The organism is SAR324 cluster bacterium, from assembly GCA_029245725.1.
Classification (GTDB): domain Bacteria; phylum SAR324; class SAR324; order SAR324; family NAC60-12; genus JCVI-SCAAA005.
Genome location: JAQWOT010000148.1, coordinates 66752 through 93346, shown reverse-complemented (window position 1 = coordinate 93346; position 26595 = coordinate 66752). Strand labels below are relative to the sequence as shown.

27 protein-coding genes are annotated in these 26595 nt (G+C 47.7%); 21 read left to right on the top strand and 6 right to left on the bottom strand.

Annotation, left to right across the window (positions count from 1 at the left end; translation table 11 throughout):
- Nucleotides 1-392 precede the first annotated feature (392 nt).
- From ugpB to P8O70_07125, 14 genes are all read left to right on the top strand, one after another.
- A complete protein-coding gene (gene ugpB, locus P8O70_07190; GenBank protein MDG2196662.1) occupies nt 393-1703 on the top strand; it encodes a sn-glycerol-3-phosphate ABC transporter substrate-binding protein UgpB in 1311 nt (436 codons plus the stop codon).
- Nucleotides 1704-1756: 53 nt separating this feature from the next.
- Nucleotides 1757-2641 (top strand): ABC transporter permease subunit, encoded by an 885-nt coding sequence (locus P8O70_07185; GenBank protein ID MDG2196661.1) that lies wholly within the window; start codon nt 1757-1759, stop codon nt 2639-2641.
- 2 nt (nt 2642-2643) lie between these two features.
- Nucleotides 2644-3498 carry a sn-glycerol-3-phosphate ABC transporter permease UgpE gene (ugpE, locus tag P8O70_07180; GenBank protein MDG2196660.1) on the top strand — a complete coding sequence of 285 codons (855 nt, stop codon included), beginning with the start codon at nt 2644-2646 and terminating at the stop codon, nt 3496-3498.
- The gene (gene ugpC, locus P8O70_07175) at nt 3495-4547 is read left to right on the top strand and encodes a sn-glycerol-3-phosphate ABC transporter ATP-binding protein UgpC (protein MDG2196659.1); all 1053 of its coding nucleotides are present in this window, start codon (nt 3495-3497) and stop codon (nt 4545-4547) included. Before ugpE ends, ugpC (P8O70_07175) begins: the two co-directional genes overlap by 4 nt.
- Before the next feature lie 248 nt (nt 4548-4795).
- A complete protein-coding gene (locus P8O70_07170; protein MDG2196658.1) occupies nt 4796-5734 on the top strand; it encodes an acetylxylan esterase in 939 nt (312 codons plus the stop codon).
- Between the two features lie 68 nt (nt 5735-5802).
- A complete protein-coding gene (locus tag P8O70_07165) occupies nt 5803-6585 on the top strand; it encodes a phytanoyl-CoA dioxygenase family protein (protein MDG2196657.1) in 783 nt (260 codons plus the stop codon).
- A gap of 58 nt (nt 6586-6643) precedes the next feature.
- Nucleotides 6644-7807, top strand: a complete 1164-nt coding sequence (locus P8O70_07160; GenBank protein MDG2196656.1) for a Gfo/Idh/MocA family oxidoreductase — start codon at nt 6644-6646, stop codon at nt 7805-7807.
- A gap of 12 nt (nt 7808-7819) precedes the next feature.
- Nucleotides 7820-8824, top strand: a complete 1005-nt coding sequence (locus P8O70_07155) for a Gfo/Idh/MocA family oxidoreductase (GenBank protein MDG2196655.1) — start codon at nt 7820-7822, stop codon at nt 8822-8824.
- Nucleotides 8825-9247: 423 nt separating this feature from the next.
- Complete coding sequence (locus P8O70_07150) at nt 9248-10534, top strand: ABC transporter substrate-binding protein (protein MDG2196654.1); 1287 nt, start codon at nt 9248-9250, stop codon at nt 10532-10534.
- Nucleotides 10535-10663: 129 nt separating this feature from the next.
- Entirely contained in the window at nt 10664-11704 is a 1041-nt protein-coding gene (locus P8O70_07145; protein ID MDG2196653.1) for a sugar ABC transporter permease, read from the top strand.
- The gene (locus P8O70_07140) at nt 11697-12770 is read left to right on the top strand and encodes a carbohydrate ABC transporter permease (protein ID MDG2196652.1); all 1074 of its coding nucleotides are present in this window, start codon (nt 11697-11699) and stop codon (nt 12768-12770) included. Before P8O70_07145 ends, P8O70_07140 begins: the two co-directional genes overlap by 8 nt.
- Nucleotides 12767-13780 carry an NAD(P)-dependent oxidoreductase gene (locus P8O70_07135; protein MDG2196651.1) on the top strand — a complete coding sequence of 338 codons (1014 nt, stop codon included), beginning with the start codon at nt 12767-12769 and terminating at the stop codon, nt 13778-13780. Before P8O70_07140 ends, P8O70_07135 begins: the two co-directional genes overlap by 4 nt.
- Before the next feature lie 15 nt (nt 13781-13795).
- Nucleotides 13796-14884: a sn-glycerol-3-phosphate ABC transporter ATP-binding protein UgpC gene (gene ugpC / locus P8O70_07130; GenBank protein ID MDG2196650.1), complete on the top strand. Its 1089-nt coding sequence runs from the start codon at nt 13796-13798 to the stop codon at nt 14882-14884.
- Between the two features lie 259 nt (nt 14885-15143).
- A complete protein-coding gene (locus P8O70_07125) occupies nt 15144-16442 on the top strand; it encodes an MFS transporter (protein MDG2196649.1) in 1299 nt (432 codons plus the stop codon).
- Between the two features lie 162 nt (nt 16443-16604).
- Here P8O70_07125 and P8O70_07120 read toward each other — a convergent pair whose 3' ends face one another.
- The 6 genes from P8O70_07120 to P8O70_07095 all read right to left on the bottom strand — a co-directional run bounded on the left by P8O70_07120 (nt 16605) and on the right by P8O70_07095 (nt 21967).
- The gene (locus P8O70_07120; protein MDG2196648.1) at nt 16605-16895 is read right to left on the bottom strand and encodes a copper-binding protein; all 291 of its coding nucleotides are present in this window, start codon (nt 16893-16895) and stop codon (nt 16605-16607) included.
- A complete protein-coding gene (locus P8O70_07115) occupies nt 16892-17416 on the bottom strand; it encodes a plastocyanin/azurin family copper-binding protein (protein ID MDG2196647.1) in 525 nt (174 codons plus the stop codon). The genes P8O70_07120 and P8O70_07115 overlap by 4 nt, the downstream gene beginning before the upstream one ends.
- A 2-nt stretch (nt 17417-17418) precedes the next feature.
- Entirely contained in the window at nt 17419-18792 is a 1374-nt protein-coding gene (locus P8O70_07110) for a copper oxidase (protein MDG2196646.1), read from the bottom strand.
- 13 nt (nt 18793-18805) lie between these two features.
- Nucleotides 18806-20191 (bottom strand): TolC family protein, encoded by a 1386-nt coding sequence (locus P8O70_07105; GenBank protein ID MDG2196645.1) that lies wholly within the window; start codon nt 20189-20191, stop codon nt 18806-18808.
- 520 nt (nt 20192-20711) lie between these two features.
- Nucleotides 20712-21599 carry a CopD family protein gene (locus P8O70_07100; protein ID MDG2196644.1) on the bottom strand — a complete coding sequence of 296 codons (888 nt, stop codon included), beginning with the start codon at nt 21597-21599 and terminating at the stop codon, nt 20712-20714.
- Entirely contained in the window at nt 21596-21967 is a 372-nt protein-coding gene (locus P8O70_07095) for a copper resistance protein CopC (GenBank protein MDG2196643.1), read from the bottom strand. Before P8O70_07095 ends, P8O70_07100 begins: the two co-directional genes overlap by 4 nt.
- A gap of 187 nt (nt 21968-22154) precedes the next feature.
- Between P8O70_07095 and P8O70_07090 the strand changes: the two genes are divergently transcribed.
- The 7 genes from P8O70_07090 to P8O70_07060 all read left to right on the top strand — a co-directional run bounded on the left by P8O70_07090 (nt 22155) and on the right by P8O70_07060 (nt 26584).
- Nucleotides 22155-23546, top strand: a complete 1392-nt coding sequence (locus P8O70_07090; protein MDG2196642.1) for a multicopper oxidase family protein — start codon at nt 22155-22157, stop codon at nt 23544-23546.
- A 185-nt stretch (nt 23547-23731) separates the two neighbouring features.
- Nucleotides 23732-24304 (top strand): TetR/AcrR family transcriptional regulator, encoded by a 573-nt coding sequence (locus P8O70_07085; GenBank protein MDG2196641.1) that lies wholly within the window; start codon nt 23732-23734, stop codon nt 24302-24304.
- A 376-nt stretch (nt 24305-24680) separates the two neighbouring features.
- Entirely contained in the window at nt 24681-24950 is a 270-nt protein-coding gene (locus tag P8O70_07080; GenBank protein ID MDG2196640.1) for a DUF3764 family protein, read from the top strand.
- A 29-nt stretch (nt 24951-24979) separates the two neighbouring features.
- Complete coding sequence (locus tag P8O70_07075; protein MDG2196639.1) at nt 24980-25330, top strand: GYD domain-containing protein; 351 nt, start codon at nt 24980-24982, stop codon at nt 25328-25330.
- A gap of 124 nt (nt 25331-25454) precedes the next feature.
- Nucleotides 25455-25817: a cupin domain-containing protein gene (locus P8O70_07070; GenBank protein MDG2196638.1), complete on the top strand. Its 363-nt coding sequence runs from the start codon at nt 25455-25457 to the stop codon at nt 25815-25817.
- A 79-nt stretch (nt 25818-25896) separates the two neighbouring features.
- Entirely contained in the window at nt 25897-26169 is a 273-nt protein-coding gene (locus P8O70_07065) for a DUF3303 family protein (protein ID MDG2196637.1), read from the top strand.
- A 34-nt stretch (nt 26170-26203) separates the two neighbouring features.
- Nucleotides 26204-26584, top strand: a complete 381-nt coding sequence (locus P8O70_07060) for a hypothetical protein (protein MDG2196636.1) — start codon at nt 26204-26206, stop codon at nt 26582-26584.
- The last annotated feature ends 11 nt before the right edge of the window (nt 26585-26595 follow it).

The following is a 26595-nucleotide window of genomic DNA, read 5'->3' as shown; positions in this document are numbered from 1 at the left end:
GAATATTTGGTAATCATCTTGTCGACGTTTCCGCTGAACTTTCTTAAAAAATCTCTCCATTTTTCAAAATGGAAAATCAGAAGAATGTCTCTTGGGAAAAAATCATTTGCAAAATTGATTATCATTTGTTGGAATCGGTCGGCTTTGATCACGTTTGTAGACTCTAATACAATTGGTTCATGTTTGGGAGGCTATCGCATCAATTTGATCAATGGGAGGAAGCCAGGTCATCGAATTTTTCGAAAAAAAATTCTTTGATCAGCAGGTTGAATTGATCAGAATAATTGAAATTAAGTTGGATGCAGCCTGAAAGAATTGAGGAAATGGAGCAGACATTCTTGATGTGCCTGACCTTGGTCAGTGCTTTTAACCGCTTGAAGATAAGGATGACCATGAAATTCCGTAACTTGATAGCCAGTGTGTTGCTGGCTACCTTCGTTGTGTTCACCCCATCTGCATGGGCTCAAACTGAAATTCAGTGGTGGCATGCGATGGAAGGTGCTCTTGGCGAGACCGTGAATCGAATTGCCAGAGACTACAATGCATCTCAGTCGACCTACAAGCTCACCCCGGTGTACAAAGGTGGTTATGAAGACACCATGACCGCTGGAATCGCAGCTTTCCGTGCGAAGCAGCAGCCACACATCATCCAGATCTTTGATGCTGGTGCGGCTACGATTATCAATGCAAAGGGAGCTGTCTTCCCCGTACAGGATCTGCTCTCCAAGCACGGTGTTGGCTTTGATGCCAACAACTACATCAGCGGTGTTCGCTCTTTTTACGCGGACAGCAGCGGCAAGATGGTTGGAATGCCGTTCAATAGTTCCACACCAGTGATGTATTACAATAAAAATGCTTTCCAGAAAGCTGGTTTGACCCTTCCTCCAGCGACTTGGGAAGATTTTGAAATGCGAGTGGCCCCGGCGCTCAAAGACGCTGGTTACGTGCCGTTGGCCCAATCACACAGTCCTTGGATTTTCTCAGAGAATTTCCATTCTCGTCACAACCTGCCGATGGCTACCAACAATAATGGCTTCGGTGGTTTGGAGACCAAAATTCTTTACAACAATCCAGGAATGGTGACCCACTGGTCAAAGTTGAAGGAATGGCAAGACAAGGGCTTCTACAAGTACTATGGACGAGCCTGGGGTGATAACCAGAACGGTTTCGTGAATCAGGAAGTTGGCATCTGGCTGGGTTCATCTGGTTCCTTCGGTGGACTGAAGAACACTGCGAAGTTCCCATTTGGAACAACCTACCTGCCCTACTGGCATGCGGTTACGAACAAGCCGACCAACACCTTCATCGGTGGTGCTGCACTGTTCGTAATGTCTGGTCATAGTGATGCTGAATACAAGGGTGTTGCAAACTTCTTTGAGTACCTGACCGAGCCAGAAGTGCAGTTCATGTGGCACCGGGAAACTGGTTATGTGGCGATCACCAACGCTGCATATGACTTGGCTAAAAGTGAGGGGTATTACAAGGACAATCCCGATGCAGAGATCGGAATCCTTCAACTGAACCTCCCTGGTGGTGACCATTCCAAGGGTTATCAGTTGGGCTTCTACGTCCAGGTGCGTGAGGTGATGTATGCGGAATACGACAAGCTCTTCGCTGGCAAGCAGGATGCAAAGACTGCCTTAGCCAACATTGAAGATGGTGCGAACAAATTGCTCGTCAAATTTGCACGTACCTACAAATAACCCTTTCTATCATACCGGACCCATTCTGGGTCCGGTTCTGAAAAGACAATAATTTGAAACGCGTTACCTTCTCTCACTCCCCGATCCCCTACCTGTTTGTCTTGCCACAGATTGCGATCATTGCAGTCTTTTTCCTTTGGCCTTCCTTTGAGGCGATCAAACTCTCATTCTATCTTGAGGATCCCTGGGGACTATCCAATGAGTTTGTCTGGTTTGAAAATTATCAGACCATCTTTGAGGATCCTGAATATGTGGGAACGCTGATCGCTACATTGATTTTCTCGATCAGTGTGACCTTCCTATCCCTTGGATTGGCGATGTTGCTGGCGGTGCAGGTGGATGGGTTATTGCGTGGTGGAGGAACCTACCGTCCACTGATCACTTGGGCTTACGCTATTGCTCCAGCTGTTGCAGGCTTGGTTGCCCGCTTCCTCTTCAGCCCTCAAATTGGACCAATCTATGACTTGCTGAACCCAGATGGTGAACCACCCTGGTTTGAGCCAGCTTTAGATTCAATCGATGCTTGGGTTGTCATCACCTCAGGTGCTGTGTGGCGGCAGGTAAGCGTAAACTTCATCTTCCTGTTGGCAGGCTTGCAGTCTATTCCTCGATCCGTGTTAGAAGCCTCACGAATTGACAATCCAAGTGGATTCAGTCGGTTCTGGAGCGTGACGTTCCCCTTGCTTGCTCCAACGCTGTTCTTCCTGATGGTGATTAATTTCAGTTACGCCTTCTTTGAGACTTTCGCCATTATTGATACGGTCTTTCCCTTTGGTCCACCAGCTGGCGCAGCTAGTTTGGTCTACAAGGTTTATGTAGACGGATTCAAAGGTGCTGATCTTGGTGGCTCATCAGCTCAGTCGGTAGTTTTAATGCTTTTCGTACTCGCACTTACAGTGGTCCAGTTTCGTTACCTTGAAAAGAAGATTCATTACTAATTATGAAGGTACTTTGGGTTCGCTACCAATTATTAAACCATCTGCTGCTTATCTTGGGTGTTGCGTTTTTAGCCCTACCACTCTGGATGGTTTTTGCTTCTTCAACTCATGACCCGGCTACGATTATTCGTGATGGAATGCAGTTGAATTTGAGTGATCAGTTTTTTGAAACCTATCTGGGGGTGTTAACAGAAAAAAAAGGTTTCACAGAGCAGGTGACTGCTTCGATGATGATGATCAACAGCATGATCCTTGGGGTAGGATTTGCGGTTGGCAAGATTATCGTCTCGATGACTGCGGCCTACGCTATTGTCTACTTTCGATTTCCAATAGGAACTCTCCTTTTCTGGATCATCTTCACCACTCTACTGCTTCCGCTAGAAGTCAGGATCATTCCTTCTTACAAAGTCGTAGCAGATCTGGGAATGCTCAATTCCTACTCAGGCCTAATCATCCCACTAATAGCCTCAGCCACAGGGACGTTCTATTTCCGCCAGTTCTTCCGTTCAGTTCCTGATGAACTACTGGAAGCTGCAAAGTTGGATGGTGCCGGAGCTTGGAAATTTTTCATTGACATTCTGTTGCCCTTATCTCGAACGATGATGGCGGCCCTCTTCATCATCATGTTTGTGGTCGGCTGGAACCAATATCTGTGGCCTTTGTTGATGACTACTGATGAGAGCTACAGCACAATCGTGCTGGGCATCAAGTCTGTGATGCAGACGATTGATGGCAATCGACTACCTGAATACAACCGCGGTTTTGCTCTGGCAATCCTCGCTCTGGTTCCCCCTGTACTGATTGTAATTCTCTTCCAACGCTGGTTCATCAAGGGCCTTCTCGAGAGCGATAAATGACGACCCTCAAACTCAATAGTTTGCAAAAAACCTATGCTAACGGCACTCATGCGGTGCGGGGAATCGATCTGGAGATTCTTGATGGAGAATTGACTGTTTTTGTTGGGCCATCTGGATGTGGAAAGTCTACGTTGCTGAGAATGATTGCGGGCCTGGAAGAAATTACTTCTGGAGACCTAATGTTGGATGGATCTCGGATCAATGACGTAGAGCCTGCTCATCGAGATGTTGCGATGGTTTTCCAGAACTACGCGCTCTATCCGCACATGACTGTTCGTCGCAATATGTCCTACGCTCTCCAAAACCGAAAGGTCCCCAAGGCAGAGATTGACCGGCGTGTGGTTGAAGCGGCTCAGATGCTTCAGTTGGATGAATTGTTGGAGCGCAAACCGGCACAACTGTCTGGCGGACAGCGCCAGCGTGTCGCAATGGGAAGAGCGATTGTTCGGGAACCAAAATTATTCCTTTTTGATGAACCCCTCTCCAACCTGGATGCTCAATTACGGGCACAGATGCGGGTGGATATCCGCAAATTACAAAGGCAGCTCAGAGTGACTTCGATCTTTGTTACGCACGATCAGATTGAAGCGATGACAGTCGGAGACCGTCTGGCGGTTCTGAATAATGGAGAATTGGAGCAAATCGGCACACCGATGGAGGTTTATAGCAAACCAGCCTCTGAATTCGTCGCGTCCTTCATTGGATCCCCCAGGATCAACATCGTTTCTGGAGAAGTTAAAGCGGGATCACTCCATGTGGATGGCTTTGAACTTCCCGGTTTCTCACAGATTTCAGACCAGCCCGTAAAGGTAGGCATCCGTCCAGAAGACTTTGTTCTCGAGTCAACCTCCAAGATGGGTTTGCAGATCGACCTTGTCGAGGAGTTGGGTTCAGATGAATTACTCTACTGTGTCAGTTCAGCTGGATTGGATTACCGGATACGCCGTCCAGGGGGCAGTGGTCACAAGGTCGGTGAGAACATTACGGTTTCTGTGATTTCAGAAAAACTGCACCTTTTCAGTAGCCAATCAGGCAAACGCCTCAACTGACATCCTCAGCCAGTTTCATCCAAGATTGTTGGAGGTTCTTAAAACGTGCTTGAGCCTTCCCCTGCCAAGTTTTGCTCTTAGGGAGCGAAACGCCCAACCAATTTGCTGTTTTCGTCGTAAGATTTCAAAATTGCATCTAAATCAATCGAACAACTTGAAAACTTGCTAGTCTGATGCAAGTCTTCGATACGCAAATTCACTCCTATCAGATTTGTGAGTACCATTAAAGTTTTGCTTACCAAGGTTGGATGTCCAACTTCCCAAAATCTATCACACCAGAACATCAGCAAGCGCAGCGGAGCAAGCTGTGGGCTTTGCTAGGAGACCTTCCGGACAGAGAGGCTCCATCGAAAGTGACCCTAGTTCGTGAGACGGAACAGGATGCCTTTATTCAGGAAGACTGGTTGTTTGAGTGGAATGAGATGGAGCCGATTCCTGGAGTTTTCCTCAAGCCTCTTCAGGCAAAAGGCCCCTTTCCGGCTGTACTCTATAATCACGCACATGGTGGTGATTATACCTTGGGCAAGACAGAGTTATTGGAAGGTCGAGATGCTTTGCGTCATGCCTATGGTGCAGAGTTGACAAAACGTGGTTACGCCGTGCTCTCGATTGATGCCTGGTGTTTTGGGGAGCGGCAGGGACGTACCGAGTCAGCAGTGTTTAAAGAGTTGCTCTGGAGGGGAAAAGTTCTCTGGGGAATGATGGTTTTTGACACCCTCAAAGCTTTTGATTACCTGGCTGTCAGGGAAGATGTACTGGCTGACTCGATCGTCAGCATGGGAATTTCAATGGGGGGTACGATGGCTCTTTGGAGTACTGCTCTGGAACCAAGAATTCGTGCTTGTATTGATCTCTATAGTCTCGCTGAGTATGAGTCTTTGATAGCCCAACAGAACTTGGATAGGCATGGGATCTATTACTATGTACCAGCCCTGTTAAAGCACTTCTCTGCGGAGGAAGTGAATCACTTGACGCTTCCTCGGCCTCGACTATGCGTGGTAGGGCGTCATGATGGCCTCACCCCGATTGAAGGTGTACAAAGCCTTGATCAAAGTATGCGTTCTCAGGTGGACGCTGCTGGTCATCCTGAGAGTTGGCAGCTTTTGATTACTGAAACCGGACACTTTGAAACTGAGTATTCGCACCAGCAGGTGCTTTCGTTTCTGTCAGGATTACAGCAAGCTTGATTGGTCAGGCTTTGGTTTAACTTTTTAAAGCCCGAACAATTTACTAACCCACTTGATATGCTCATTGAATGATGATTCACCCAAGCGATCTGGACCAATGTTTTCAACTCTTCGAAGAAGAAGGCTATTTCATTCTTCCGCAGTTTTTTCAGAGAGCAGAAATCGCAGGCCTGCAGGAACGTATCGATCAAATCATGCTAGGCAATGTGGATGTTGACTACGAGCAGATCTGGATGCAACTCGATACTGATTCCGGGAAGTACGAAGATCTGAGTTGGGGAGGCAACGGCTTTCAGGGAGCTACTCTGGATTATCGTAAGATTCAGGGTTTGGAAGCGGATCAACGCTTCCTTGATTTCATAACGTCCTCTTTTTTTGTTCAACTCTGTGAGCGAGTTTATGGATTAAACCTACCGATTACTTCCTTTCGGACAATGTTCATGAACAAGGCTGCTGGCAAAGGGACGTGGTTACCCTGGCACCAAGACCGCTGGAATTTTCTGGATCAAGATCCACTGCTGACCGTTTGGATTCCATTGGATGAGGCGACCCTTGAAAATGGGTGTGTTCAGATCATTCGTAGATCCCACCGCAAGGGCTTGATCAATCCAGAGCATTCCTCAGGATTCTTAACAGAGGTCCAGGCCATCGAACATGCACCAGCGAAGGATATTGTCCCGATTCTTGTGAAACCTGGAGATTTGGTCGTGTTGCACAACCACCTGCTGCATGCCTCCGACAAGAACCGAACCTCCTCACCTCGCAGAGCACTCAGTGTCTGCTATATGAACGGATATACAAAAAACATCGCTGAGCCAGAAATCAGCTACCCACAGTTGTTCACGACTTGAAGAATTCACCGTACACATCAGTCCTGATCCCCAAAATCTCTCCTGATAAAAGACACCAATGAATCCACTCAAACTTGGGATAGTCGGTCTCGGCAATATGGGGACCCAACACTATCAATCCATCACTCAGCAATTTGTTCAAAGGGCGGAAGTTGCTGCGGTTTGTGATTTGGATCCAGATCGGCTCAGCAAAGTTTCTCCAGAGATACCTCGCTTCTCTGACAGCTTGGAGATGATCGAATCTGGATTGATTGAGGCCCTGGTCATTGCTACCCCTCATTATGATCATTCCACGATTGGCGAAGCAGCACTGAAGAGTGGCCTACACCTGTTGGTGGAGAAACCGATTGCTGTGCACAAGAGCGCCTGCCAGCAGTTGATCAATGCCTATGAGCAGCGTCCCGTAAAAGAACAGGTCTTCTGTGCCATGTTCAATCAACGGACGGACCCTCGCTACCAACGTGTTCGTCAGATGATCCGAGATGGAGAACTGGGAGAGTTGCGGCGAATGAGTTGGATCATTACTGACTGGTTCCGGCCGGACATCTACTATCGTAGTGGTGGGTGGCGAGCGACTTGGCGAGGAGAAGGAGGAGGAGTGCTGTTAAACCAGTGCCCACACCAACTGGATCTGCTCTGGTGGCTTTTTGGGACTCCAACTCAAGTTTGGGCTCAGTGTCGATTCGGTCAATGGCACGACATTGAAGTCGAAGATGATGTGAATGCCTTGCTGACTTATGAAAATGGAGCCACGTGTAGCTTCATCACGACCACCGGTGAAACTCCGGGGACCAATCGCTTGGAAATTGTTGCAGAAAACGGAACTGTCATTGTGGATGAAAGCGGATTACGCCTACTCAAGAATAGCGTTCCAATCTCAGAATTTTGCCACAACACAGACCAACCCTTTGGCAAGCCAGACGTCGAAGAAGTGAAGATCCCGCTCGATGGGAAAGGTGGTCAACATCGTGAGATTTTGCAGAATTTTGTGGATAACGTATTGGATCAAACTCCTCTACTAGCTCCCGCAATTGAGGGTATTCATAGCGTAGAATTGGCCAATGCGATGCTGCTCTCCACCTTCGAAAATCAGAGCGTCCCGATGCCTCTAGATGGTGATCAGTACTGGGTCCATCTGGAACAGAGAATCGCCAACAGCAGCTATCGGAAAGAAACAACCACCGTTGCTGTTGATGCTGCTGATATGAACAAATCTTATTGAAAGGTTGACCTTATGATTCAGTTTGCCTGCGTGGGCTTGGACCATCGCCACATCTATGGAATGACTGAGGGCCTGCTGGCTGCTGGTGCTAAGTGCGCTGGTTACTACACTCGAGATGCAGCACAGCCCTTGGAAGGCTTCATTCACCGATTTCCTGATGTACCTCGTTTTGAGTCACCGGAACTTCTCTATCAGCGTGAGGACATTCAGCTGATAGTGTGCGCAGGTATTCCTGCAGAGCGTGCGGAAATCTGTATCCAGGCTATGTGCTACGGCAAGGATGTGATGGTCGATAAACCAGGTGTGATTACTAAGGAGCAACTAAGGGCCGTCATTCAGGTTCGGGAAGAGACTGGCGCTCGTTACAGCATAGATTTTTCTGAACACTTTGAAGTCCCAGCAACACTGAAGGCCAAGGAGTTGATTGAGCAAGGTGCAATTGGGAAGGTAGTTCAAACAGTAGGACTCGGACCCCATCGTCATAATTCCCATCTGCGTCGACCTTGGTTCTATGAAAAGGCTCAGTATGGGGGTATCCTGATTGACATTGCTTCCCACCAAATTGATCAGTTTCTTTGGTTAACGGGGTCCAGGGACGCAGAAATAGCCGCAAGCTCTGTAGGAAACTACGCCAATCCGACCTGGCCTGAGTTTGAAGACTATGGCGAAATTGTCCTCCGTAGCCCAACCGCCAATGGCTTTATTCGAGTGGACTGGCACACACCGGATGCTCTGCCCACCTGGGGAGATGGTCGGCTCTTTATCCAGGGAACAGAGGGCTACCTGGAGTTACGGAAGTACATCGATATTCTGGGTGAAGAGGGGCAAAACCACCTGATGCTGGTCAATCAAGACCGCTATGAACGGATCGACTGTAGTGATGTTCCGATCACTTACTTTGAACAATTCCTAAAAGATGTTCAGAACCGTACAGAATTCACGATGACCCATGAGCACTGCTTCACAGTCTGCTGGCTAGCGCTGGAAGCACAGGAAAAGGCTGTTCAACTGGGCTAGTGAGAGATTGACAATTACGGCTTCCTAAGAGTCAACTTTAGTGAATTTCAAGAACTACCTACCGAAGAGTAAGGAAACAGGACATAAGAGCGTTTTTGTTTGACAATCTTTCTAATCTTTATTTAAATCGGCAACATTTCCTGATTTAAGATGATTGCAATTCAAGCCAGTAGCAAATGCAAATAAAGAGTCACATTTTTTGAATTTAGAAGGTAATGTATTCATACAAAGCATTGATTTAAAGATTTATTTTTGAAAAAAATTGGTGAGTTAAATTAAAACTTTCCAACAAATATTTCGTAAAATGATCAACATGTTTGTGGATTTGCTAGGTGTTGATCATTTGCGATTTCATCAGGTGGCTGAATAACCTATCAAAGGTAAAGCAACCTGTTATCTCCAACCCTAAGGTAGGAAGTGAGAATGCTAAACAAACTCAGAAGAATCTTGACGGTGGGTTCAGTCGCAATGGCGGTTTGGGCTACCCCCCTGTTTGCCGAGACCGAACTGAGAATGACTTGGTATAACGACGGGATCGAAGGGGAAGTCATGCGATCATTATTAGATCGTTTTGAAGCCCAGAACTCAGATATAAAAGTCAACTTGGACGTGGTGCCATATAAATCAATCATGGAAAGTTTGCCAGTACAGCTTGCTGCTGGAGATGGACCTGACCTCGCCCGTGTCACTGATCTTGGTGGTCTCTCAAAATACTACATGGATCTCCGACCGTATCTGAATGATGCGGGTTATTGGGAGAAGAGCTTTGGTCCCTTTCTCAAGTGGTTACGCCAACCAGGAGACACCTCAGCCATTTCTGGATTCATGACTCAGTTGACGGTCACAGGGCCCTATGTCAATAAGACCTTGTTTGAGCAAGCAGAAGTGCCAATGCCTGGCAAAGGAGCTACCTGGGATGATTGGGCTAAGGCCTCCAAGCAGGTTGCCGATAAATTGGAAATTCCTATTCCAATGGCCTGGGACCGCTCTGGTCACCGTGTTTCAGGACCTGCAATCGCCATGGGTGCCAAAATGTTTGATGGCAGTGGCGAACCAGCTCTGGTTGATGAGGGTTTGAAGCGTATGACACAGCGCCTCTATGACTGGCATCAGCAGGGAATCATGGCCAAGGAACTCTGGGGCTCTGTTTCTGGATCAGCATATTTAGGTGCAAATGAGGATTTTACCAACGCCCAGGTTGTGATGTATATGAGTGGCTCTTGGCAAATTCCCCAGTTTGCCAAGAACATTGGTGATGCTTTTGATTGGTGGGCGGTTCCTGCCCCTTGTGGTCCAGCAGCTTGTACCGGCATGCCCGGTGGAGCAGCCTTGGTAGCCATTAAAGATACTAAGCATCCTGAAGAGGTGGCTAAACTAATGGACTGGTTGGCTCAGGAAGAAAATCTAGCAGAGTTCTACGGTCGAACACTGTTTATTCCAGGACATCTTGGGTTGGCAGAGAAGGGTGTTGATTTTGATACAGACGATCCCCGTGCGAAGCATGCTTTGGAGACCTTCGCTGGAGCAGTACCTGGCATTTCTCCAACCGCTTTTGACCTGCAGGGATATGTTTACAACCGCGTGATGTTCAACGCACTGATCTCGCGTCTGAATGAAGCTATCATGGGTGAACTGACTCTGGACCAGGCCTATGAGCGGATGGAGCAGGATATTCAGCAACAAATCGCTGAGAAGAAGCGAGGCAGCTGATTCTGCTGACCAAAACACGAATTTGCAGACCGTGTGGATTCGTGCACTCTCCATTTTTTATCGTTGATTCCGCCAACTGCTCCTATGGTTTGGCGGATCCTTCCCTCTAAAGAGTCTCCCAGCTTCAAAATGAATTCAGAACTTGCTCAACATTCTCAGTTCAAGGATGCGGAGACGGGTCAGCTCCACCTCAAAATTCTGATCACTTGGCCGCTTTTCCTATTGTTTCGTTTCATTGAGTGGCCGATGAAACGTCTCCAGAGTTTGCTTGGGCTTGGCCCAATGCCTTACGTTTTTCTGTTACCCAATCTATGTTTCTTTGGGCTTTTTGTTGTTCTGCCTTTGTTTGTGAACTTCGCCTTTTCACTGACAGGGGGAACAAACCTTTATCTAGATGACCGCACTTTCACAGGTACAGAACAGTATGCTTTTTTGTTGGACTGTGGAAATTACGCCGACCCATTGAGTTGCCGTGAAGATCGTTTCTGGAAAGGTCTCTTCAACACGGCAACCTTCATTACCCTTCAGCTTACCTTTCTGGTTCTATTCTCGTTGATCACGGCTCTGGTGTTGAATAAAAAAATCCAGGCACGTGGATTCTTTCGATCAGTTTATTTTTTCCCAGTTTTACTCTCCCCGGTCGTAGTTGCGCTGATTTGGAAGTGGATCTTACTCCGTGATGGCATTCTCAACGCCTGGCTTGTAGAGTTGGGTTTTGACAAGATCCTTTTCTTTGTTAGTCCAGCATGGGCAATGTTTTGGGCGATCTTCATTTCCATCTGGGCTCACATGGGCTTCTACACTTTAATCATCCTTGCAGGGCTTCAGGCAATCCCTCCGGATCTTTACGAAGCAGCGGAGATGGACGGAACAAAGCAAGAGCGGATTTTTTGGCGGATTACTCTTCCCCTACTTTGGCCCAATCTACTGGTGGTGATTGTGCTAGCCTTGATCAAGGGAGTGCAGACGTTTGATGAGGTCTACGTTCTAACCGGAGGTGGTCCGGGCACAGCCACTCAATTCATTGTTCAATACATCTACAATACTGGCTTTACGAATCAGATCCAAAACTTTGGTTTGGCTGCAGCAGCCTCCGTCATTTTGGGAGTAGTTTTGTTTGGTCTCACCATGTTGCAGTTAGCAGCCACTAGATGGAAAGACAATGGTTGAGCCTGCTTCTCTTCCTGCCCGCATCTGGCAGTTCCTTACCCTCCGACGAGGTGGCAAGCGCTGGCATTGGACCGATCTTTTCACATATGGTTACCTGGGCTTGGGAATTTTCTTGATGTTCGGTCCAGTTGTCTGGTTGGTTTTGTCTTCGTTCAAGACTTCAGCTGGATTGCTCGAATTTCCGCCAACCTGGGCTCCATTGGGCCAAGTTGTGGTAGCAGTTGAAGGATATGAAAAACCACTCCCCATGTATCGTGTGACAATGGAAGATGGTTCTACCAAGGATCTGGCTCAAATTCGCCGGATTGGGATCATTAGCCAGATGGTTGATCCGGCAGAGCCAAGTACCAAGTACAAGATTCCCATCAAGCAGCGAGAGCCCATTCGTGAATTCCGCATGGCTTGGGAGAATTACCTCGATCCTTTGGAGCGCTTCAACTTTTTGAGTTACCTCACAAATTCGGTCATTGTCACGACGCTGGCTACCCTGATCACTTTGCTGATTAATTCCATGGCTGCTTTCGGGCTCTCGATCTATGAGTTCAAAGGTCGCAATGCAGTAATGCTGCTGGTTATTGGCACCCTAATGATTCCGATCACAGTGATTCTGGTTCCGGTATATCTGGTGGTGACCGAACTGGGAATGGTCAATTCACTCTGGGCTGTGATTTTGCCAGGAGCGGCAACTCCAACTGGGGTTTTCCTGTTACGACAATACATGCTGACGATTCCCAAGGACCTGATTGAGGCCTCGCGGATGGATAAAGCCACGGAGTGGCAGGTCTACTGGAGAGTTGTTCTGCCCTTAGCGATGCCAGCGGTAGCTGTCCTTGCAATCTTTTCAATCATGTGGCGCTGGAATGAATTCCTTTGGCCGCTGATCGTACTTAATCGATCCGAGGTCTATACTCTTCAGGTTGGCTTGAATGCCTTTCAAGGTGAGCTGGACGTGCAGTGGCACTACATTTTGGCGATGACCGTTGTCACCCTGATTCCGGTGGTGGTGGTCTTTGCCTTTCTACAAAAGTTCATCACAACAGGCATTGCCAGTTCAGGTATGAAATGAGTGAGAAACCGCTATTGTTTCTGGATCCTTACCCACGGAATCAGGAAATGGTTTTTTCTGAAGCAACAGAGAAGATATTGAGGGATCTGGGACACCTGGTGATCCACTTTGGATCTCGGGCACCAGATGAGTTGGTCGAGAAAATCCTTCCTGAAGTTCAAGTGATTATTGGTCAAACAGCAATGCCCAGAGAAAGATTGGACCAAGCCCCAAAGCTGCGTGCCATTCTCAACGTGAAGGCAAACTGGGAACCCAATATCGATTACGTGGAAGCACATGCTCGGGGCATTCACGTCCTTTCTGCAGCACCTGCGATGGCCCCTGCTGTAGCGGAGTTTTGCCTAGGTCAGGTGATCACTCTGGCAAGAGGACTTCGGCATGCAGATCCTCTTTTTCGAGAGACTCAGGAAGCTTATGGAATCGGGGGCAATGCCAAAGCCTACAGTCTTTACGATTCAACGGTGGGGATGGTGGGTTACGGTAATCTAGGCAAGTCTCTGGTGCCGCTGTTGAGACCGTTCCAACCTGAAATTCTCGTGCATGACCCGTGGCTTTCTAGCGGATATCTCAGCAAAGAAGGGCTAATCCCTGTTTCATTGGACGAGATCCTGGCGAAATCAAAGTTTCTCTTCTTGCTGGCTGGGGTCACTAAAGAGAATGAAGGTTTTCTGGGAAGAGCACTGCTGGAATCCATTCCGGCAGACGCGACAGTAGTCTTGGCGAGTCGTGCAGAGATTGTGGATTTTGAAGCATTTGTTGAGTTGGCGGGTCAGGGACGATTCAGGGCAGCGATTGATGTATTCCCAGAAGAGCCAGTCTCCAAGGATGATCCTGTTCGAAAAACACCTCACATTTTGTTTTCCTCGCACTTAGCAGGGGGTATACGAGCTTCCTACGCTCGGATTCAAGAGATGATGCTGGATGACATTGCACAGATCCTCAAAGGGTTGCCACCTTTGCGAATGCAGCGTGCAGAACCAACCCTGGCTGCAAAAATGCGTAGTCGCTGAATCTAAGAGAATGAAATGACAGAAATTGCGCTGAAAAACGTCTACAAAGCCTTTGACTCTGTGGAAGTGTTGCATGGTATTGATCTTCAGGTGCAAAGCGGTCAGTTTGTTGTTTTTGTTGGTCCTTCGGGTTGTGGAAAAAGCACACTGCTGCGAATTGTTGCTGGATTGGAGGATGTGACATCTGGTGCCGTGGAAATCAATGGCGAGGTTGTCAACAACGTTGCCGCCTCTGAGCGCGGATTGGCCATGGTCTTTCAGTCCTACGCTCTGTACCCACACATGACGGTTTATCAAAACATGGCCTTTGGCTTGGAGAACTCTCGGATGCCCAGAGATGAGATCAACCAACGGGTTTCCAAGGCCGCAGAGATGCTCCAAATCACAGATTATTTGAAGCGTCGCCCCAAGGCACTATCAGGTGGTCAGCGGCAGCGAGTTGCGATCGGTCGTGCTATTGTTCGGGAACCAAAAGCTTTTCTGTTTGACGAACCCCTCTCCAATTTGGATGCCGAGTTGCGTGTCACCATGCGCAAGGAACTTGCTGCGCTTCATGCCAATATTGGTGGCACTATGATCTATGTGACACATGATCAAACCGAGGCAATGACGCTTGCCGATCAAATCGTGGTCCTGAATCAAGGACGAGTAGAACAAGCTGGACCCCCGCTGGAACTTTATAACACTCCACAAAATCTATTTGTTGCTGGATTTATTGGCTCCCCAAGAATGAATATTGTTCAGGCCCAGCTCGCATGCGAAGGAGAGCAGTGGATTTTGAAATCTGGGCAAACTGAAATCCGGATCAAGTCCCTACCAAACTTGGTTGAGGGAGAAAGCTGCTCTTTTGGAATTCGACCAGAGCACATCAAATTAGCGAATGCAGAGGAAGCAGATGCTTCTGTCGTTGTGGAATTGACTGAGCAACTCGGTGGCGAGACCTATATCTATTGTCGTTCTGAGGATCTTGGTGCATTCAATGTCCACCAAGCTGGACAGATCCCTGTCAAACGGGGAGAACCCTTGCATCTGAACCTCGAGCGCTCGAGTCTTCACCTGTTCGATAAGGACGGGAAGGTATTGGCAAATGGCCTCTTGGGCTAAGGCTCAGATGAGAATTTGACTACAATACCAATTCGATTCTTTATTCAATCCGTTTGATTTGACATCCTCAGCAAGTCAGGTCTAAACCTTGAAACTTTTTGATTTGAGAGGGCGCTGCCCTTTCTCCTCTGAACAATTGCCCTTCTGATTGTCATTGTTGATTGTACTCAAAACTCTTCGACTGATGTCTATTTTCATCAAGCCTAATTTAAGGACCCCAACCCATTGATCTAGTTTGGTCATGCTTGGCAACGCTTCCTTGTTAGGAGTTCTCCAGCACCCAGCATATCGACGTTTATTTGCTGCACAGGCTGTTAGTCTGTTGGGAACGGGTCTCGCTTCTGTCGCCTTGGGACTACTCGTCTTTGAATTGGGAGGAGCTAATGCTGGGGTGATCTTGGGCACTGTTTTAGCCATCAAGATCATCGCCTATGTGACCATTGCGCCAGTGGCCGAAGCGCTGTTGGGGAATCTTCCTCGGCGTACAGTGCTGGTTCTGCTGGACCTAGTCCGAGCTGGTTTTGTGTTGGTACTTCCCTGGGTTACTGAAATCTGGCAGATCTATTTACTGATCTTTCTGCTACAGGCTGCTTCTGCAGGCTTCACCCCTCTGTTCCAAGCTACGATTCCTGATCTGCTGAAGAATGAGGAGGACTATACCAAGGCTCTCTCCCTATCTCGGCTGGCCTACGATTTGGAAACCTTACTGAGTCCTGTCCTCGCATCGTTACTCCTAGCAGTAGTCACTTGGCAGGGACTATATGCAGGCACATTCTGCGGATTCCTGGCTTCAGCTGCCCTGGTCTGCACGGTCAGTCTACCTTTTTCCAAAAAAACTCAGTTACCCTTCCTGAAACGGGTGACCCGTGGAATGCAAATCTATCTTGCAACACCTCGTCTGCAGGGGGGACTGATCCTTCACGGTGTAGTGGCTGCCGCTGGAGCAATGGTCTTTGTCAACACGGTTGTGCTAGTACAGGGGCATTTTGGACTGAATGAGCAAGACACGGCACTGACCCTCACAGTCTTTGGGATTGGTTCGATGCTTGTTGCGCTGGTGTCTCCCAAGTTACTGGAGAGGTATTCAGAGCGAAATGTGATGTTGCTTGGCTCTTTGATGCTGGTGATCAGCCTTGGGATGGCAACAAGCATTGAGAAATGGAGCGAGCTTTTGCCCATCTGGATGATAATGGGCTTTGGGTACTCAATGATTCATGTTCCAATGGGGCGTTTGTTGACACGTTCCGCTCACACAAAGGATCGCCCAGCACTATTTGCTGCCCATTTCTCGTTATCACATGCTTGTTGGTTGATTGCTTATCCGACCGTAGGTTGGCTGTGTGAAAACTTGGAGTTGTCCCTGACTTTTGGAATTCTCGCTTTGGGATGTCTATTGGGCTGCTTGCTAGCCTGGAGAGCCTGGCCCAAAATCGACCCCATGGATCTGGAGCATCGCCATGATGACCTGAGTAGCAACCATCCACATCTGTCGGGTAAAAAAGTGCATGTTCATCCCTATGTGATTGACGATTTACATCCTCAATGGCCAGGGCGATGAAACGGGAGCACTTGTTCTAGTCCTTTGGTGGACAGAATTGCTGTAATCCGCCCGATTGATAAGTAAATTATCTAAGTCACTGTGACACATAAGCAGTTCATTCGAATGAGGCTGATTTCGAAGCTAAACTGCACCAGCCTCATTCATAGAAAAATTAAATGGTCATTGTTTTCTCTCTAGTTCGATGACCTGTAGCCGTCCATTCCCCAAGTCTATCACTCGGAATCGAATAGGATCTCCTACCTTGAACTGAACAGTCCACATTGGGTCTTTGAGCCGAAAGACCATTGTCATGGGAGGCATCAATAATTCCTTGATTTCCTCATGTTTAATGGTCATTTTTTGACCAGAAGTGTCAATTCTGCGGATGGTCCCATCCACCCATTCCTGAGCCCACAATAATTGTGGAAGCAGGAAAATTCCTAGTAGCAATAGTGATTTAACTGCCTTCATTTTACCTCCGCAAATCCACGCATGCCTGCTTCATAATGGCCTGACAGCAAGCAAGCATATTCAAAACGACCCTGACGATTAAACTGCCAGACCAGTGTGTGTGACTGGCCAGGATCGACGTGAACATTGTGCGGTTCATCATGCTCCATATCCGGGAAACGGCGCATCAATTCTAGATGTTCCGAAATTTCAAATGGAGTTCCAATGACCCATTCGTGTCGTATTTGGCCAGTATTCTTAAAATCCAGTTGAAGCGTTTCTCCAACAGCCACCGGGATCACCTCAGGGGAAAATCGAAACTGATCGTTCAACTCAATTGCGACTTTCTTACTGACTTCACTGCTCTTTCCAACCCTACCGAAGGGAAGTTGTTCACCATAACTTTCAAAAACTGCATTTTTGAGTCGGGTAAAAAACCCTTCGGAATGCTCTTCATTTCCATGCCCTGGTCCGGCAATAAGTGAAACAGGGGAGACAGCCGTCAGTAGACTAAGCCCGAGAAGCAAACTTCTTTTTTTCATGATCATCCTTTCGAATTAAACATTGGTTTTCTTGCAAAATACTCATTAACAACACTGGATTGGTTTCTTTGGCTTGACCGTTCAATCTTTGGACTAACAGATACCAAATCTGCCCTCGGTCCCTGAGCATACCAACCTGGGTCGCTATAGACTCCTTTGGGCAAGTCACTGCGAACCTTGACCACATTGAACATGCCTCCCATTTCGACGCTGCCGAATGGACCTTCTCCAGTCATCATTGGCGCCGTGTTTTCAGGGATTGCCATCTCCATTTCTGTCATATCCGCCATACCACGTTCTCCCATGGCCATGTAGCCCGGAACCATTCTGGCAATCCGGCCGGCTATACCTCGATGGTCCACACCAATGAGTGTAGGAACAGCATGCCCCATGGCATTCATCGTGTGATGGCTCTTGTGGCAATGAAAGGCCCAGTCACCTTCCTCAGAAGCAATGAATTCAAGCTGCCGCATCTGACCGACTGCAATGTCAGTGGTCACCTCTTGCCAGCGTGATTCGGGTCTTGTTGGTCCTCCATCTGTTCCGGTCACCTCAAATTCATGTCCGTGAAGATGGATTGGATGGTTTGTCATTGTCAGATTGCCGATGCGAATCCTGACACGTTCGTTCAGTCCAGCCACCAATGGATCAAGGCCGGGGAATATCCGACTGTTCCAGGTCCAGAGATTGAACTCGAGCATCGTGTTTACCTTGGGCACGGCAGCTCCTGGTTCAATGTCGTATGCACCGAGGAGGAAACAATAATCTCGATCTACCTCTTCAATCCAAGGATGTGGTTGTCGAGGATGAGTCACCCAAAATCCCATCATACCCATTGCCATCTGCGTCATTTCATCGGCATGAGGGTGGTACATGAAGGTGCCAGGTCGTTTGGCTTCGAACTCATAGAGAAAAGTTTTTCCTGGTGGAATACCTTCTTGGTTCAGACCAACCACACCATCCATTCCATTGGGTAGTCGTTGACCATGCCAATGAATACTGGTGTGTTCCGGTAGACGATTAGTCACATAGATCCGAACTCGGTCCCCTTCGATCACCTCGATTGTAGGGCCAGGGCTAGAACCATTATATCCCCATAGGTGAGCCACAGTTCCTGGCGCCAATTCCCGCAAAACTGGTTCGGCGACCAAGTGGTACTCCTTAAATCCATCACGGCATCGTGGCTCCAGAGTCCAACCGTTTAAGGTAGTTACAGGTAAGTAATTTACCTCACAACTTTCATCTACCACAGGTTGGGCAGTCGTTGGTTCATTGCGTGTCTGAATTTCAGGAATGTTTGCCAAAGCCTTGTGACTCAATGCAGCGAGGCCACCGGTCAAAGCTAGGCCTCCCAAGAATTGTCTTCGTGTGTTCATTTGATTTCCTGAATTAGTGGCCACCGCTGGCTGCAGACTCCATTGGAGCAGCAGTGGCATTAGGTTGTAGATTGATTGCAATGGCTTGGCTAAAATGAGCCTGGATCTGGGCGATAAATTGGCCTTGCTGTGCTTGAATCAGTCGACTCCGTGCACTACGCAGTCGACTGGCGGCTTGGAGCAGTTCATGAGGACCAATCAGCATTCCGTTGTAGCGGTAGAGTTGTTCCTCCATCCAAAGTTCGGCATCTTCCTGGCCTGCTTTGGCGCGAATCAGATGGTTGTTTGCAATCTCTTTTTGGCGCTCAACTTCCCGCTGCTCTTGCTTGATCTGCAAATGTCGCAATTCTAGTTCGGCCTGAGCCTCTTCCAATTGAAACTGACTGATCTGGGAGCGCTTGCTCCCTTCTCCACCAAAGGGCAGCCGCCAGCTAATTTCAACCGTCCGTGATTCATGACCTGCGTCACTTTGTTCCTGCATCCAGCCGAGTTCCAAACCTCCCATCCATTGACTAACGGTTGCTCGCCCCTGTTCCGATTCACGCAAGGCAATCAGATCTCTGCTTTGTTGAAGATCCAGTCTTACCTTTGGAACAGTGTGCAACTCGGGGATCACTTCGGGTTCAAGGGGGAGTCTGTCTACAAGGGAGTCTGTCTCTTCGACAGAGAGTCCAAGCTGATAAGCAAGTTCTTCGAGCGTTCGTAGCAGTCGAGCGTTCGCTAGATCTGCCTGGGCTTCTGCATCAACCAGTTCCATTCGGATCGCTAGGAGCTCACCTTCAGGAATTGCTTGAATTGAGCGTTGACGTTTCAGGAATTCTTCCAAAATTCTGCTGATTTCCAGTCGGTCGAGTGTCTGAATCAGTTCTGCTTTGGCAGCTACAGCCTCAGCGTAGGACAGCGAACGACTGTGAAGACTTTCCAACCGCAATGCTTCTGATAATGCAGTTCCCCAGCTACGATCATCAGAAGCTAGGCTGCTGGAGCGTTCAAACCACGCCCCAATAGGAAGATGAATGCCCCACTCCTGACTGCGTTCATCCTCACTTTCAGTGACTGCATAACTCAATGTTGGTGGAGAGAGGGGAGCAGAACGAATTCTTGCCCGCTCACTTTCCAGCCGACGCTGGGCAACTCGCTCAACAGTAGAGTTAGGGAATTCAAGCACCTCTTTGAGACGTATCATCTCCTCAGTGCTTGGAATTTTAGGATAATTTTCAGGTGCAGTTGCACGCTCCTGGAGGTAAGTGCGCCAACCGCCCAGGGCATCTACAAGGCGGTTGGCATCTTGCCAGGTAGATTGTGCAGAAACAGTTTGGACTTTGAAGAGCAACAGTACACACAGTACTGCAGTCATGCGCAGGCCTCGTGGACCCACACGAAAATCCAGAATCGACATAGATAGCTCCGTGTTCAGAATAGGATTAACGGCAAGTGCCGCACACAATTAGAAACGGAGTCTTTCAGGGGGAGGTGTGATGTTTTCGTAAGGTATGGAAATTAGGGATGGCTTGATCCCCCAAATTATTAGAATCTTCTGGAAGATAATTTGGACTGGTTGAATGGCTTCAATCAGTGGGCAATCTGCGCAAGATACAGAATGATTGTGTTGCTGAGCTGAGTGACTGTTAGGACTAGAATCGTGTTCGCTCTCTGAATTGTGATGCATGCTGCTAGCTGCCACAGTCAGATCCTGATATGCCGAGAAAGATCCTTTTGAGATGGGCGGTGCAATGCAGTTTGCATTGAAAACTAGCAGCACCACTAACAGGCGAAAATAAGTAGTAGAAGTGATATTCACGATGAATATGGAAAATGAATTAAAGGCAGTGAAAAATAATAATCCCGCACCACTGTATTGTTAAAATTCGACAAAGATCTCTTCAACAAAGCAGTTGTTTTGATTGTAACTATTTATTTTATTCTATTCCTACGGTGGTTAGCGTTGCCGTAATCACCAGAATTAATAGAGCAAAAAACATCTCAATGGAGATGGACAGACGAAGTCTACCGTAGGCTTTTGGATCATTTCGCAGCAAAGCTGGAGTCAGAGCCAGTTTGTTCAATGCAGCCAGTCCAAGCAACCCCAGAAATCCAAGAAGCTTGAGAACAAAAAGTTGACCGTAAGCGGTCCACAGGACATTCCAATTGCCCTCCGTCAAAAACCAGAGTAATGCAGATCCTGCCAGCGCTAGCAAAAGTACATTCCAAACGGAAATCTTTCCAAATTGTTGAGCAGCTGCTCCTGTCACGGATTCTTGTAGTTTGGCCAGTTTTGCCAAGGGAGCAAATCCCCCAATCCAGAAACTCAAACCAAGCAGATGAAGAGTGATCAAGCTCACTAGTAGCCAGCGTGGTTCAGAGAGAGAGTGTCCTTGAAAGGCAAAGGAGAGGGCAATCAGACCACATCCAAGAACAGAGATACCCCGAGTCAACGTGCTTGGACGAATGATGAAAAGCAGTAATAGGAGCCCAATCCCCCGTAAAAGGAGGCTGTCACCAAGGGGACTTTCCCAGGCAACCTGGAGCATCATCGGGTCTTGAAAGGCGTACCATTCTCCCATCAAGTAGCTTGCTTGTAAGGGTATCAGTGAGAAGTTGAGAAGCAACGCAAGGACAGCGCAGATTAGGCCAAACCAACGAAGCAGCGGGATCACTTGAGGAGCCGTTTCATGGAGCCAGAGCAAATTCAGCGCTGAGCCAGCAGCCACTAGAGTGGTCCAGTAGGCCAGCGTCTTAGCAGCGATAGTACTGAGAGAAAATTCATCGAGAGCCTCCAAGGCCAACCAGATCTCTTGCAGAATCACTTCAGGGTGAAAGAGAAGGTTCCTTTCATTGGATGCCCATCTTCTGAAAGTCCCCTCCAATCTACCTTGTATTCACCATTGGGCACAGGATCCAATTGAGCAACTAGCTTCAGAACATGCTTCATCTGATCGGTGCGTTGAACTTCGTAGTCTTTGCCAGATTGATCAGATAACGCTAGCTTGGTGATCCGCATGGGTTTGTCGAAATTCAGAACCAACTCTGCTGGAGCTTCCATTAGAACCGCATTGTTAGCTGGAACTGTGGATTCCTGCTTGGAGTGAGCCCAGCCCAACCCAGCCCAAAAAAGCACTAGGATACTTGTGACTAGGAGCTGAAAATTGGACCATTTTTTAGTGAGGCTTGCCATGAGCTATTTCGTTGTGGGGTTTGTGTATTCGAATTGAAAATACTTTTTTAGTGCAAAGCTTCTAGATCATCATTCATGAACCCTATACCCGTATAGGGTATATTGTTGCGTCTTACAATGATGAACTGCTATTCTAATTTCAAGTTCAATTTTCATCTGAAACACAACAGGACAATTGAGAAAGCCATTGAAACGCAGAGATCTTTTAAAGTGGTCTGGTCTACTCGCCACGACTCCCTTCCTAAAACACACTTCTGTTCGAGCTGAGGCATCACAACGAATCGTAGAATTTGATCTCACCGCCAAGGAGAGTGTGCAGAACTTGGCTGGCCCAGATAATCCGGATACTCGTCTCTGGCTCTACAATGATCGGCTGGGTGGCCCTTTCCTGAAAGCCCACCAGGGTGACCTGTTGCAAGTACGCTTTCGGAACCAGCTATCTGTTCCCAGCACCATTCACTGGCATGGGATCCGGAATGTCAACGCGATGGACGGAGTCGCCGGTTTGACACAGGATCCAGTGCCGCCCGGTGGTGAATTCACTTACACCGTACCGTTGAAAGATGCCGGGACCTACTGGTATCACGCTCATACGATGGCCTGGGAGCAGGTTGCTCGTGGGTTGTATGGTCCGTTGATTGTCCAGGGTAACGATGATATCGAAGTTGACCAGGAGTTGGTGCTGATCATGGACGATTGGCGGCTAGATGAGAATGCGCAGATTGATGAAGCGTCCTTCCGCAATATGCACGACTGGTCTCACAACGGCAGATTGGGAAGTTGGTTCACGATCAACGGGCGGCTACAACCTCAATTTCCTATCTCTGGTGGGAGCCGCTTACGCTTGCGCCTGATCAACGCTGCCAATGCTCGAGTTCTTCGGCTAAAGCTGGAAGGTTCTCAGGGAACAGTGATTGCGCTGGATGGTTACCCCTGTGAGCCCTTTCCCCTTGATGAGCGTGGGTTAGAGTTGGCGACCGCTCAACGGATGGATGTTTTGGTGGATGCAGGACCTGATGTATTTAAGTTACAGGAAGTCAGCACGAGCCAAACTCTGACTGCTGCCTCTTTTGTTCCGGATGTAACCACTCGATTTTCCTTCCCAAGGCCGGCACTGCGCTTGCCATCGGTGCCACTACCGAAGTTGGAGTTGCAGCAGGCCCGGCGTATTCCCATTCATATGCAGGGGGGAGCAATGGGCAATTTGCGTGAGGTAACATACCAGGGAGAAACCATTCCGCTTCAGGAAGCCGTGCGACAACACCAGAAAGTTTGGGCTTTCAACGGTCAAATGATGCAGGCGACCAGCCGCATTGCGGACCTTGAGCTGGGAGAATGGGTGGCTTTGGAACTCTGGAATGATACGGCTTGGCCACATGCGATACACTTACATGGACATCACTTTTGGATTGAGGGAAAAGGAACCATTTTGCCACAAAAAAGAGACACTTATTTGATGGATCCGGGAGAGCAGGCCCACCTCTTTTTCGTGGCAGACAATCCTGGGCTTTGGCTCTTCCACTGCCATATGTTGGAGCACCATATCTCAGGAATGGGAGGTGTTTTTAATGTTACTTGATATTATGAGTATAATGAAAGAGAGCTTAATATTTATTATAATAAATTAAGGGAGAGATATAAAAACATATTCAAATATCACAATTTTTCTGTTAGTATGAGAGAAAACTACTACTTAGTAGTTAGGATAATTGATTTCAAACTAATCAATATCATTCAACACACATTGGAAGTAAACGGAGAAATATGAGAGAGAGGCAGTCAGAAATTCTCATGCTAGCTGGGGAAATGATTCAGACCAAAGGCTATGACAGCTTCAGCTATAATGATTTATCCTTGCGGCTGGGGATCCGTAAGGCCAGTATCCACCACCATTTCCCGAAAAAGCAGGAACTGGGTTTGGCTTACTTGAAGTATCGATTCGAGCTCGCTAAAGATATTGAAAATCAATTAAGGAATTCCAGAATGAATTCCCTCCAGAAGCTTCAGGCTTTTTTGGATCTGGGAGTCAAATCGATTGAAGAGAAAAAAATCTGTCCTGTGAGTTCATTCCAAGCAGATCGTTGGAACATTAACGAAGAAATGAAGGGAGTGCTGACCAAGATTGAAGAGACTGAGATATCTATGCTGACCTCGATTCTCGAAGATGGCCGATCCAGCGAGGAATTGTTCTTTGTAGGTGAAACCAAGGATCAAGCAAACCTTGTCCTGTCCTCCATGAAGGGTGCGATTCTCTACGCACAGGGACAGGGGTTGGATTTCTACCAGCGCACAATGAACCAAGTTGTCGCAAATCTTCAGGGTTCTCCTAGCGCCTGAAACCCCCAGAACTTTTGGCTCCGCCAAAAAGCTTATTTTGCAGTCCGATTGGTTCAACCAATCGGACGATCCTCTCATGATGCCCATTCCACATTCCACAGAAAAGCTTCCCGATTGGTTCTTTTGAAATACTTCTAGATTTTTGATTGACTGTCTATCTCTCAGTCGGTACAAAAAGCCTGATAAAAAAACGTATCGCAATTTTTCACACCGTATAGACATGAAATATCAAGAGGCAGAAATTGAATAAAAACAGATATTTTCATTTTTTCTAGCCAAGTTCTATTTCTTTCAAAGATATTTGTTGAACTCATTGCACCTTATTCCTAACCAAATCTTAATTTTCTATAAACCAAACTTTTCTACTGAGTGAGTGATGAGACTCTTGATCAATTTTGAAATCTCCAAAAGTTATGCTGAGTGGAAAGCAGTCTTTGATGAACACAAAGCCGCCAGAGACGCTGCCAATATCAAAGACGTTTTCGTAGGTGTCGAGGCTGCTAATCTGCAGAAAGTCCATTTGATGTTTGAAGTGGCAGACATGGCCACAATGCAGGCCTTCATGCAGAGTCCAGAGAACGCCGCCACTATTGAAAAAGCAGGACACATTGTTGAATCGACCGTAATGGTTCCCCTAGCAGATTGATACAAAACCAACCAACTGCGGAGAGTACAATGATCTATGTGACCTATGGCAAGATGAGCAAAGAGGGCCTCAATGGGCTGACTGCAAAACCAGAAAACCGTGCAGAAGCGCTCGGAAAAATGGTAGATGCTTTGGGTGGTAAGTTGATTGACTACTATTTTTTGCTCAATGGTGGGATCGATTTCATTATCGTCAGTGAGTTTCCTGATGATCAAAATGTCAACGAACTCAGTTTGATTGATGCTTTGTTGGTTCGAGGATCAGGCGCTATTGAATCAATCACCACTCTTCCAGCATTGCGAGCTGCAGATGCAGTGCCGCTCTTCGAACGAGCAAAGGCGTTGCAGGAAGCTTCTACCTATTCTAAACCAGGAAGTTGATTTCACATCAATCTTTTGGCTGTGTCTGCCTGCTGCTCTTTGTGGTTGCAGGCACTCCGCCCTTGGCATAGTCCTCCCCCTTCTATGCCAGGGGCCCTCCCCTTCCTCATTACAGGAGAAACAAATGAGTAGTTTGATGAAAGCCAATTTTGCGGACTCTCAAGACGTTCGTACTCCAGACAAGACTCGGATGGCAGTGGTTGAGTTGAATGGCCAAATGGCCTCTCAGCTCCGCCTGCAACCAGGTTGGAAGTGGTCTGAGTGTATCAAACCACTGGCTGGAACTGAGTCTTGTCAGAAATCACATGTTGGTTTCATTCAACAAGGTCAACTCCATGTAATTTCAGATGATGGTTCCGAGTTGGATGTGAAGGCAGGTGATTTCTATGTTTTTGGTCCTGGTCACGATGGTTGGGTTGTTGGGGATGAGGAAGTGATCGCCTACGAATTCGAGGGTTCTACGGCAGCCACTTACGCCAAAGGCTAAAACGAAGCGTCGATTTTCAGTGCATTCCCTCAATTGGGAATGTTGACCTCATTCACACTCTCAATGCAAAGGATGAAAAATGTTGTTCAAGATCTCTTATTCCATCAAGGAAGAACTGATTCATGTCACTCAGACTCAGTTCGCCGGTGGAGAGGAAAAATGGTACGGCATGAAGCTGATCGGTCGCTGGCATGAGCCATCCAGCACAGGCTTCATGGTAGTGGAGACGGATGATTACCAGGCAGTCATGAAATATTGCCAACAATGGAACCGCACCTGTCACCTGGAAGTGACTCCTGTCGGTACGGATGCCGATGCAGCTGCAACGCTCTCAGAGACTTTGAAGCCATAATCACTCCTATTTTCATCTCAAACTGGAGAAACAAATGATCAATAAAAGTTGTCGGACCTTTAATTTCATGTTTCGTGTACCCGACGCCGAAGTGCCAGAAGTGGAAGCCATTCTGGCTACCAGTCATGAGAAGTGGATGCGGGCAACCCACCAGGGGCCGGCTGAGCCTAGCCCTTTGGTCTACACGATCTCAAAAGCCTCGGAATTGAAAAATCCTTTGGACCCTTCTGAAGGTACAACTGGTCATACAATGATGGCATTGACTGAGGTCTACCGTGGTCTAGAAGGAAGCCAGGCACACATGGAAAGTTCAGCAGGTTGGCAAGACATTGGAGTCATGTTGGAAAAGGTGATTGCAAACTATTCCGTGGGAATGATCATGCATGGAGAAGTGGTTGGGAGTATGGCAGACTAGATTGCCTGAGA